This window comes from Frankia sp. AgKG'84/4 (assembly GCF_023242965.2).
In the GTDB taxonomy this organism is placed as follows: domain Bacteria; phylum Actinomycetota; class Actinomycetes; order Frankiales; family Frankiaceae; genus Frankia.
In genome coordinates, this window is record NZ_JALKFU020000155.1 from 1 (window position 1) to 9,986 (window position 9,986).

Consider the following 9,986-nt stretch of genomic DNA (forward strand, 5'->3'; position numbering starts at 1 on the left):
CGTCGAGGCCGACGAGTTCGGCGCGGCGCAGGCCGTGGGCGAGGCCGACGAGCAGCAGGCCGGCGCCGACGCTCGTGCCGGCCGCCGCGTCGGTGATCATGCCGGGGATCAGTCGGCCGATCCACGTCCAGCGGATCGGCCGATGGCTGATCGCGGTCACGATGTCGATCAGGCCGACGAGCGCCGTGAGCACGGCGATCAGGGCAGGGGTGGGCAGACGACGCCAGCGGGGCCCGGCACTGGGCGCCGCCGCGTCCGTGCGACGCGTCACGTACAGTCACTCCCAAGGCGCGCACCGGGGGCAGGGATGCGCCGGGGCGGGGTACGTCGCCGCCGGCGCGCCACCGGGTCCGTGCCGGCCCGCGGGCCGAGACGGCCGCGGTACCGCCACGATTCGGGAGATCGTGTCCGATTCTCCGTCCCGACAGCGGCCCCGGAACTCCGACGCGCGATCGCCCGGGACCGGCGTACGGTACATCGCCCTGGGATGGGTGCGTTCAGGCGGTGCGCGCCAGACCGTGCGCGTACGGCTGCCCGTCGTCACAGTGCCGGGTCGCCGCTGGTGGTACGGGGTGCGTGACGCCGGCGCGGTGAGACGGGGTCGATCCACACGCCCGCACCGGGGTGCCATCGGTGTTTCTCCGTTGACGGGCCGGGCAGTGCTGACGGGCCGCCTGGTCGCGACCCCCTGAGAGCGTCCGTGGTCAGCCCTCGGCGGGATGGGACGGGCGTCGCAGCAGCAGGGCCACGGCGAGCGCGGCCAGCGCGGTCGCGGCGGCGCCACCGGTCAGCGCGACAGCCATGCCGTCGACGAATGCCGCCTGCGCGTGGCCGCGGATCGGTTCGCCGAGGTGGGCGGCCAGGCCGAACGACGAGCGGGCCTGCGCGGCGAGGTCTGGCGCCACGGCGGCGGGCAACGCCAGGTGCGAGCGGTAGGTCGAGCCGAGCAGGCTGCCGAGCACGGCGATGCCCAGCGCGCCGCCGAGTTCGCGGGACAGGTCGTTCACGGCCGAGCCGACACCCTGCAGACCGGCGGGCAGGCTGTCGGTGATCGCGGTGGTGGCGGGCGTCATCGCGAGGCCCATGCCCAGGCCGAGCGGGTAGAGGCCGGCCGCCACGAGCAGGTACGAGCTGTCCTGCGTCAGCAGGGACAGCACGACCAGGCCGACGGTCGCGAGTGCGAGTCCGGCGACGCAGCAGGCCCGGGCACCGACCCTGGCCACGATCTTCGGGGCGAGTCGGGCGGCGGGCATCAGGCCGGCGGTCAGCGGCAGCACGCTGACCGCGGCGATCAGGGGGCTGTCGCCGCGGACGAGCTGGAGGTACTGCATCGACACGAAGATCATGCCGAAGAAGGCGAAGAACTGCAGGAAGATCGACAGCGTGCCGGCCGCGAACCGGGGCCGGGCGAACAGGCGGGGGTCCAGTAGCGGCGCGGCCGTGCGCAGCTCCCAGGCGACGAACCCGGCGAGCAGCGCCACGCCGATCCCGAGCCCGGTCAGGGTGGCGGCGGAGCGCCAGCCCTGCTCCGGCGCCTCGATGATCGAGTAGACGAGCGCGCCGAGGCCGGCGACCGAGAGCGCGGCTCCCGCCACGTCGATCGCCGGGGTGTCGCCGGCGGCGGAGTCGGGCACGAACCTCCAGGTCCCGGCGATGGAGACCACCGCGAGCCCGACGCCGAGGACGAACACCGCCCGCCACGAGAACGCCTCCAGCAGCAGCCCGGAGGCGAGCACGCCGAGGATCGCGCTCGACCCGGCGACCGCCGCCCAGACGCCGACCGCCGCCGCCCGCCGTTCGCGCGGGAACGTCGCGGTGATCGTCGACAGGGTCGCCGGCATCACCAGCGCGCCGCCGACGCCGAGCAGGCAGCGCAGCCCGATCAGCGCCGTCGCGCTGCTGGTGAACGGTGCCGCCGCCGAGGCGGCGCCGAAGACGACCAGGCCCGCGAGCAGGGCGCGCCGGCGTCCGAACCGGTCGCCGAGGGCGCCCGCCGGCAGCAGCAGCGCGGCAAAGAACAGGCTGTACGCATCGATGATCCAGGACAGCCGGGTCTGGGAGGCGTGCGTGTCCGTGGCGATGGACGGCAGCGCGACGTTCAGCGACGACATGGCGGACACGACGGTGGCCAGCGCGAGGCAGGTGACCACCAGCACCCGGGTGTGGCGCGCGGCAGCGGCGGGTGCGGACCGCGGACCCGCGGCGCCGGCCGGCTGGCCTATCGGGCGTGGGCCGCGGTGGTCGACGGGAGGTGCGAGCGCGGTCGTCGCGGTCGTCGGGGTCGTCGGGGTCGTCGGGGTCGTCGGGGTCGTCGGGGTCGTCGGGGTCGTCGGTGGGGTCATGGCGGTGGTCCTCCAGTCCGGTGGGGCTGGACCGACCGTGCGCGCCGCGGCTACCGTAGTTCAACCGTGATGAATTCTTCGCCGCGGCGCGGGCGGCGGCCCGGCAGCCCGGACGTGCGCGCCGAGATCCTCGCGGTGGCCCGCGCCCGGTTCCGCCGCGAAGGCTACGACGCGGTCACGATGCGTTCGCTGGCTGCCGAGGCCGGCGTCGACGCGGCGCTGATCAGCTACTACTTCGGCTCCAAGGCCGGCCTGTTCGCCGCGGTCCTCGAACTCACCCTCAGTCCGGCGGACCTGCTGGGGGGCCTGCTGCAGGGCGATCTGGAGACGCTGCCGCAGCGGCTCATCCCCACCCTGGTGAGGACGTGGGACAACCCGGACACGGGCGTGCCGCTGCTGGCCGCGATGCGCGCGGCGGCGAGCGACCCCGGGTTCGCGGCGATGCTGCGCGACGGCATCCACCGCCAGCTGGTCGAACGCCTCGCCGAGCGCATCGGCGGCGCCGACGCCCACCGCCGGGCCGGCGCGTTCGTCACCCAGGTCGGCGGCCTCATCCTCACCCGCTACGTCATCGCCGCCGAACCGCTCGCGTCGATGACCGCCGATGAAATCGTCCGTGCCCTCGGCCCCGCCCTGCGCACCGCGCTGCTCGGCCCGCTGCCCACCGCCCGCCGCACCAGCTGACGTCCCGGGGCCTGGCCCCGCCGTCCCCCGCCCGTGTCCTGCGAACGGCCGTTGGCGCCGAGACCTGGGACGACTCCGGCGACATCAACCGATCGGTGGAGGGCGGCCGTCCACCCGGTGGCCGGTGATCTCTAGCCGGCGAGGCGATGTGGCCGGTGCCGCCGTCGCGGGATCGTCACAACCGTCCACGACAGAGGTGCACGCGGAAGGACGGATCCGATGACGGTGGTCGAGGTGGCCCGGCTGCACAAGGTGTACGGGGAGCGGGTCGCCGTGCGCGACATCTCGTTCTCCGTGGCGGAAGGTGAGATCTTCGGCCTGCTCGGGCCGAACGCGGCGGGGAAGACGACGACGGTCGAGTGCGTCGCCGGGCTGCGTCGGCCGGACGGCGGCGCGGTGCGGGTGCTTGGCCGCGACCCGGCCCTGCACCGCGGCGCGGTGACCGCGAGCCTGGGCGTCCAGCTCCAGGACAGCGACCTGCAGCCGAACCTGCGGGTGCGCGAGGCCATCGACCTGTTCGCCTCCTTCTACCCACACCCCGCCGACCCGGGCGAGCTGCTCGACGTCCTCGGGCTCGGCCGCCACGGCGGGGTCCGGTTCGGGAAGCTGTCGGGCGGGCAGCGCCAGCGGCTGTCCATCGCGCTGGCGCTCGTCGGGCGGCCGAAGGTCGCGATCCTCGACGAGCTGACGACCGGCCTGGACCCGGCCGCCCGCCGCGACACCTGGGAGCTCATCTCCTCGGTGCGCGAGCGCGGCGTCACGATCCTGCTCGTCACCCACTTCATGGCCGAGGCCGAACGACTGTGCGACCGGGTCGCGGTCATCGACGCCGGCCGGGTCCTCGCCTGCGACTCGCCGTCCGCGCTGACCACCCGCCTCGACGCCGGGCAGCGCCTCCGCTTCGTGCCCTCCGCGCCGCTCGACGACACCCGCCTCGCCGCGCTGGCGGGCATCGAGTCCGTCAGCCGGCACGGCGACGAAGTGCTCGTCGTCGGCGACGCCGACGCGCTGTCCACCGTCACCGCGCACCTGGCCCGGGCCGGCGTGCTCGCCCACCGGCTGCGCGTCGAACAGCCCAGCCTCGACGACGCCTACCTCGCGCTGACGTCGTCGGCTGCGTCCTGAGCCGCGCCGCCCGGCCGGACCCCCTTCCACCCGAGGAGTACGTGATGACGTCGACACCTCTCGCGCCGCCGGCCTGCCCGGTGCGGCGGCGCCCGTTCCGGGAGCTGCTGCGGGTAGAGGCGCGGCTGTTCGCCCGCTCCGCCAGCTCGGTGCTCTGGACGGCGCTGATCCCTGTCGCCGCGGTCGTCGTGCTCGCCGTCGTGCCCGCGACCCGCCGCCCGAGCGACACCTACGGCGGCCTCAGCCCGCTGCGCGTCTACCTGCCGATCCTGATGATGTACGTGTTCGTGATGTCGGCGGTGAACCTGCTGCCGGCGGTACTCGCCGGCTACCGGGAGAAGGGCATTCTGCGCCGGCTGTCGACCACCCCGGTGCCACCGTCGCGCCTGCTCGGCGCGCAGGGCCTGATCTACCTCGGCGTCGGGGTCGTCATCGACGTCGTCCTGCTCGTCGTCGCGATCTGCGCCGGCGTGCCGGTGCCCCGCCAGCTACCGGGTTTCGTGCTCTCCCTGCTGCTCGTGGCCGCCGCGACGCTGGCCATCGGCCTGCTGGTCACGGCGCTGGCCGGGACCGAGCGGATCGCGAACGCGCTGGGCATGCTGGTGTTCTTCCCGTTGATGTTCTTCGCCGGCCTGTGGATTCCGCGCGCGAAGATGAACCATCCGCTGCGGACGATCAGTGACTACAGCCCGCTCGGCGCCGGCGTCCGGGCCGTCCAGGCGTCCCTGGAAGGGCACGGGCCGGCCGCCGCGCCGCTGCTGGTCCTCGCCGGCTACGCCGTCGCCTGCGGCGCGATCGCCGCCCGCCGGTTCCGGTGGCGGTGACACGATGGCTGTCATGAGCGTCGACGCGGTGGCCGAGGCGGCGGCTTCACGGCCGGGGCCGGCGATCTCGGCGCAGGTGCTGGCCTGGCAGACCCGGTCCGATCGGATCGCCCGGCTGCTGGTGCTGCCGACGCTCGGCGTCTCGGTGCTGCTCACCGTGATCACACTGCCCGACCTGGGTGCCTACCGTGATCACGTCCACGTCGGCGTGCCGGTCGCGGTGGTGGCCGCGCTCTGGGCGGCCGCGCTGATCCGCTATCCGGTCAGCGGCCTGTCGGTGCGGACCCGGACGGCGGTGTTCACCGTCCACCTGGCACTGGCCGCGGTGCTGGTCTGGGCGAATCCGTGGTTCGGCGTGTTCGCCTTCACCGGCTACTTCTTCGCCGACGAGCTCGGCCGGCGCGGCCGGCTGGCCGGCTTCGTCGCCACCGCCCTCGTCCTCGCCGGGTCACAGACCGCCGGCTACCCGAACGGATCCTTCGCCCACACCGTCACCTACCTGATCATGGGCGGCTTCAACGTGGTGGCCGTGCTCAGCATGGCCCGCCTGATGAACCGGGTGCTGGAGCAGAACGTCGAGCGTGGCCGCATGATCGCCGAGCTGGCCGAGGCGAACGACCGGCTGCGGGCGACGATGGACGAGAACGTCGGCCTGCACGCCCAGCTGCTCACCCAGGCCCGCGAGGCCGGCGTCGCCGAGGAGCGCGGCCGCCTCGCCGGGGAGATCCACGACACCCTGGCCCAAGGCTTCGCCGGCATCATCACCCAGCTCGAGGCGGCCCGGCGCGCCGACGTCGAGGGCGCCGAACGCGAGCGCCACCTGGAACTCGCCGACTCCCTCGCCCGCGCCAACCTCACCGAGGCCCGCCGCTCGGTGCGGGCCCTGCGCCCCGAGCAGCTCGAGCAGGGCAGCCTCCCCGCGGCGCTGGCGGCCCTGGCCGGGGACTGGACGCGGCGCACGCGGGTCCCCGCGGACGTGGTCACCACCGGCGAGGCGGTCCGCGCCCCGGCCGACATCGAGACGGCGGTCTTCCGGATCGCCCAGGAGGCCCTCGCCAACGTGGCCCGCCACGCGGGCGCCACCCGCGTCCGACTCACCCTCAGCTACCTCGATGACACGCTGCTGCTCGACATCGCCGACGACGGGACCGGCTTCCACCCGGCCGCCGGCCCACCGCCAGGCCGCTTCGGTCTGACCGGGATGCGCCGCCGCGCCGAGTCGCTGGCCGCGACGTTCACCGTCGAGTCCAGCCCGGGGCAGGGCGCCACGATCAACGCCGCCTTCTCCCTCGCCGATCCCCCGGCCGTACCCGGCCCGCAGGCGACGGGACAGCCGGTGGCCGAGCGACAGCCGGCCTCCGAGGCCGATGCCGATGCCGATGCCGATGCCGATACCGATGCCGAGTCCGATGCCGAGTCCATGGCGGCGGCGCGGGCCGCGCGATGAGCGGCGGGCCGGCCGGGCCGATCCGGCTGCTGATCGTCGACGACCATCCGATCGTCCGCGACGGCCTGCGCGGGGTGTTCGCGGGCGACCCGGACTTCGAGGTCGTCGCCGAGGCTGCCGACGGCGCCGAGGCCGTAGCGCGGGCCGAGGAATCCGAGGTGGACGTGATCCTCATGGACCTGCGGATGCCCGGAACGGGCGGCGTCGAGGCCATCACCCGGCTACGGGCGCGCGGCAATCCCGCCCGCGTGCTCGTGCTGACGACCTTCGACAGCGACCGGGACGTGCTGCCGGCGATCGAGGCCGGCGCTACCGGCTACCTGCTCAAGGACGCCCGGCGCGACGAGCTCGTCCGCGCCGTGCGCGCCGCGCACGCGGGACAGTCGGTGCTCGCGCCGTCCGTCGCCGGCACCCTGATGGGCCGGGTCGGCGCCCGCGAACCCGACAGTCTGAGCCCTCGCGAACTCGACGTGCTGCGCCTCGTCGCCGCCGGCGCCACCAACCAGGCCGCCGCCCGCGAGCTCATGGTCAGCGAGGCGACGATCAAGACGCACCTCATCCACCTGTACAACAAGCTCGGCGTCCGCGACCGCGCCGCCGCCGTGGCCGTCGCCTACGAACGCGGCATCCTCGGCTGAACGGGGCCGTGCCAGGCCCCGGGGCCCGCGGGTCAGGCCGGCTCGGAGCCCACGCCAGTCCACCCCGGCGCTGTGCATGCCGTGCCCGCCCAGGACCAGCAGCGAAGTCGGCCCCCCGCGGCGGCGCGGACGAACGTCTCGACCGCGAAGCACAGCGAGTTCGGATCGGACGGGCGGTCGTAAGCCCTGTGCCGTAGCCGTTCGCCGTCAGGACGGTGTCGAGCTCACGCAGGTCATCGGCGACGAAGGGCAGGTCGGCGACGCCCTCGTCGACGTGGGAGGTGACGCCGATGAGCAGCGCCAGCCTGATCACCCTGGCGGGTTGATGCGCGGATCCGATGGTGGGTGTGCGGGCAGTCGCTGGGCGTAGCGACCTGCCGGGGGCGCCCTGTCCACAGGATCCGCGATATCCACAGGCATCGAACGTGAGTTCGACATCCGGTCGGTCGGCGATCTACGGTTTCGCTCATGGTCATGGTCATGGACGGAGACGAGGCCGTCGGCGACGGAGTCGGCGTTGTGGCCGCGAGCGGGCTGCCCGCGCGGATGGCGGTGATCAGTGAGCAGGTCGGCGGCATGCTGGAGGAGGACCCGTGGCACCTGTCCGACAGTGAACTGGAAGGTCTGATCGAGGGTCTGCATGAGCTTGGTTCCCGGCTGACGGCGGTGCGGGGCCAGGTTCTGGTGGACGCGTTCAACCGCGGTTTCGCGGTCCGACAGGGCGCCGCAGATCTTCCGAGTTGGCTGCGGGAGCGGCTGACGCTCGCGCCGCTGGACGCGCGGCGCCAGGTGGCGGTGGCCCGAGATCTGGACGATCCGTGCAGGGCGACCGGGCAGGCATTGGCGGCCGGCGACATCGGCGCCGAGCAGGCCCGGGTGATCTGCGAGGCGATGCGCGCGCTGCCCGGCGGCATCAGTCCCGAACAGCGGGCCGCCGCCGAGCGGGCGCTGCTCGATCACGCCCGCAGCCTCGATCCCCACCAGCTTGTCAGACTCGCCGCGCGACTGCGCGAGCACCTGACAACAGTGGACACCTCGTCCGGCGGTGATGATCCCCAGGCAGGCGGGTCCGAAGCCGGCGGGAGCGGCGGCGACCCGGCGGGCGGTCCGGCGTCGAACGCGGCCGGCGGAGCATCCGGCGCCGAGGGTCCGGATGGCGGGCCGAACGGTGACAGCGCGGCCGAGGGCGATCACGCCGGCGAGGGAGAGGACGGCGACGCGGGCGGGAGCCGAGGTGGTCGCTGGCCGGGACCGGCCGATGAGCGGATGCGCGATCCGGCGTCGATGCGTCGGTTCTCGCTGACGGACACGCCCTGGGGCACGACGTTGATCCACGGCGAGCTCGACGCCGAGGGCGCGGCGTTGCTGCGGACCGCACTCGATGGTCTCGCGGCGCCCTCGCCAGGTGAGGATGGTGCGCCGGATCGGCGCAGCCCGACGCGCCGCCGTGCGGACGCCCTGGTCGAACTCGTCGGCCGTGCGCTGGGGGCCGGGGTGGTGCCCACCTCTGGTGGGGTCCGGCCGCATCTGCTCGTCACCGTTCCCTGGGCGACGCTGCTGGCCGGTGGTAAGGAGCTGGCCGAGACGAGCTGGGGTCTGCCCCTGCCCCGCGGGGTCCTGAACCGGCTGAGCTGCGACGCCGAGGTGACGCGGATCCTGCTGGATCCGCAGGGGGTGCCGCTGGACGTTGGCCGAACCACCCGGACGATTCCGCCGGCGCTGCGGCGGGCCCTGGCCGTCCGCGATCGTGGCTGCGTGTTTCCGGGCTGTGATCGCCCACCGTCATGGTGCGAAGGCCATCATGTGATCCACTGGCCCTGCGGGGGCGTGACGGCGCTCCACAATTTGGTGCTGCTATGCGGTACCCACCATCGGCGGGTGCACCACGACGGCTGGGACATCGTCTTCGACGACCATCAGCTGCCCCAGCTCATTCCACCCCACCGCATCGATCCCCACCGTCGCCCCCGGCGCAATCCCTACTGCCAGCGGCCACCGGACCTCGTAAGCCAGTTCACCTGACAGCCGGGCAGGGGCGATGTCAGCCGGGCCGCGCCAACGCAGGCGGTCAACGGCCGGCGGCACGCTGCCTGGCGGGGCGACGTCGACCTCGCCGTACTGCGGGTGTGACCCACCTGGCCCGGCCGCCTGGTGCGAACGTGGTCGTCACCCCGGCGTCTGCCGCCTCCGAACGGGCTCGGGGACGGCGGTGAATCAGGCGATGTCCGCGTGCGTCAGGCCAGGAGCCGGCATGAGTTCGGCGGCGGGCAGGGCGAGGACCATCGTGAGACCGCCGCCGGGGGTCTCCTCGGGGGTGAGCGTGCCGCGCATGGCTTCGGCGAGGCCGCGGGACAGAGCGAGGCCGAGGCCGACACCGGTGGTGTTGTCCCGGTCGCCGAGGCGCTGGAACGGCTGGAAGACCCGTTCGTGGGCGGCGGCCGGGATGCCGGGCCCGTGGTCGACGACCCGTAGCTCGACGACGTCGGCAAGGGCACTCGCGGTGATCACCGGCGGGCGGTCGCTGGGAGAATGGCGCAGGGCGTTGGCGACGAGGTTGACCAGCACCCGCTCCAGCAGCGCCGGGTCGGCCTTGACGGTGGGCAGGTCGTCGGGCAGGCGGATGGGAATGGCGCGGGCCGGTGGGCCGAGTTCGTCGAGGGCGCGCGGGACGACGTCCTCCAGCCCGATCGGGCGGGGGAACACGGACAGCGCGCCGGCCTGCAGGCGGGACATGTCCAGCAGGTTCTCCACCAGCCGGGTCAGCCGGTCGAGGGCCTCGTCAGCGGTGGCGAGCAGCTCGTCGCGCTCGTCCGCGGCGAGCAGGGCGCCGCTACGCACACCGGTGACGGCGGCCTTCGCGGCGGCCAGCGGGGTGCGCAGGTCGTGGCTGACGGCGGTGAGCAGCGCGGTGCGGACCCGGTCGGCC

Annotated in this window: 8 protein-coding genes and 1 pseudogene; 6 read left to right on the forward strand and 3 right to left on the reverse strand. The window is 74.1% G+C overall.

Annotated features, from left to right (window positions below; translation table 11 throughout):
• Positions 1-271 (reverse strand): annotated as a pseudogene (locus tag MXD58_RS12105) (phosphatidylglycerol lysyltransferase domain-containing protein); the annotation flags it as partial.
• A 433-nt stretch (positions 272-704) separates the two neighbouring features.
• The gene (locus tag MXD58_RS12110) at positions 705-2,342 is read right to left on the reverse strand and encodes an MFS transporter (RefSeq protein WP_248840646.1); all 1,638 of its coding nucleotides are present in this window, start codon (positions 2,340-2,342) and stop codon (positions 705-707) included.
• A gap of 69 nt (positions 2,343-2,411) precedes the next feature.
• Between MXD58_RS12110 and MXD58_RS12115 the strand changes: the two genes are divergently transcribed.
• From MXD58_RS12115 to MXD58_RS12140, 6 genes are all read left to right on the forward strand, one after another.
• A complete protein-coding gene (locus MXD58_RS12115; RefSeq protein ID WP_248840647.1) occupies positions 2,412-3,026 on the forward strand; it encodes a TetR/AcrR family transcriptional regulator in 615 nt (204 codons plus the stop codon).
• Positions 3,027-3,245: 219 nt separating this feature from the next.
• A complete protein-coding gene (locus MXD58_RS12120) occupies positions 3,246-4,151 on the forward strand; it encodes an ABC transporter ATP-binding protein (RefSeq protein WP_248840648.1) in 906 nt (301 codons plus the stop codon).
• A 44-nt stretch (positions 4,152-4,195) separates the two neighbouring features.
• Positions 4,196-4,975 carry an ABC transporter permease gene (locus MXD58_RS12125; RefSeq protein ID WP_248840649.1) on the forward strand — a complete coding sequence of 260 codons (780 nt, stop codon included), beginning with the start codon at positions 4,196-4,198 and terminating at the stop codon, positions 4,973-4,975.
• A 4-nt stretch (positions 4,976-4,979) separates the two neighbouring features.
• Positions 4,980-6,422: a sensor histidine kinase gene (locus tag MXD58_RS12130; protein WP_250609320.1), complete on the forward strand. Its 1,443-nt coding sequence runs from the start codon at positions 4,980-4,982 to the stop codon at positions 6,420-6,422.
• A complete protein-coding gene (locus MXD58_RS12135) occupies positions 6,419-7,060 on the forward strand; it encodes a response regulator (RefSeq protein ID WP_248840651.1) in 642 nt (213 codons plus the stop codon). Before MXD58_RS12130 ends, MXD58_RS12135 begins: the two co-directional genes overlap by 4 nt.
• Before the next feature lie 480 nt (positions 7,061-7,540).
• A complete protein-coding gene (locus tag MXD58_RS12140; RefSeq protein ID WP_248840652.1) occupies positions 7,541-9,082 on the forward strand; it encodes an HNH endonuclease signature motif containing protein in 1,542 nt (513 codons plus the stop codon).
• 192 nt (positions 9,083-9,274) lie between these two features.
• Here MXD58_RS12140 and MXD58_RS12145 read toward each other — a convergent pair.
• Positions 9,275-9,986, reverse strand: a 712-nt coding sequence (locus MXD58_RS12145) for a sensor histidine kinase (protein WP_250609321.1), incomplete at its 5' end; no start/stop codon positions are given.

Excerpts from the sequence above, each read along its gene's own strand:
- MXD58_RS12130 (WP_250609320.1), top strand. The coding sequence starts at position 4,980 with ATGGCTGTCATGAGCGTCGACGCGGTGGCCGAGGCGGCGGCTTCACGG.
- MXD58_RS12140 (WP_248840652.1), top strand. The coding sequence starts at position 7,541 with ATGGACGGAGACGAGGCCGTCGGCGACGGAGTCGGCGTTGTGGCCGCG.
- MXD58_RS12135 (WP_248840651.1), top strand. The coding sequence starts at position 6,419 with ATGAGCGGCGGGCCGGCCGGGCCGATCCGGCTGCTGATCGTCGACGAC.
- MXD58_RS12120 (WP_248840648.1), top strand. The coding sequence starts at position 3,246 with ATGACGGTGGTCGAGGTGGCCCGGCTGCACAAGGTGTACGGGGAGCGG.
- MXD58_RS12115 (WP_248840647.1), top strand. The coding sequence starts at position 2,412 with ATGAATTCTTCGCCGCGGCGCGGGCGGCGGCCCGGCAGCCCGGACGTG.
- MXD58_RS12125 (WP_248840649.1), top strand. The coding sequence starts at position 4,196 with ATGACGTCGACACCTCTCGCGCCGCCGGCCTGCCCGGTGCGGCGGCGC.
- MXD58_RS12110 (WP_248840646.1), bottom strand. The coding sequence starts at position 2,342 with ATGACCCCACCGACGACCCCGACGACCCCGACGACCCCGACGACCCCG.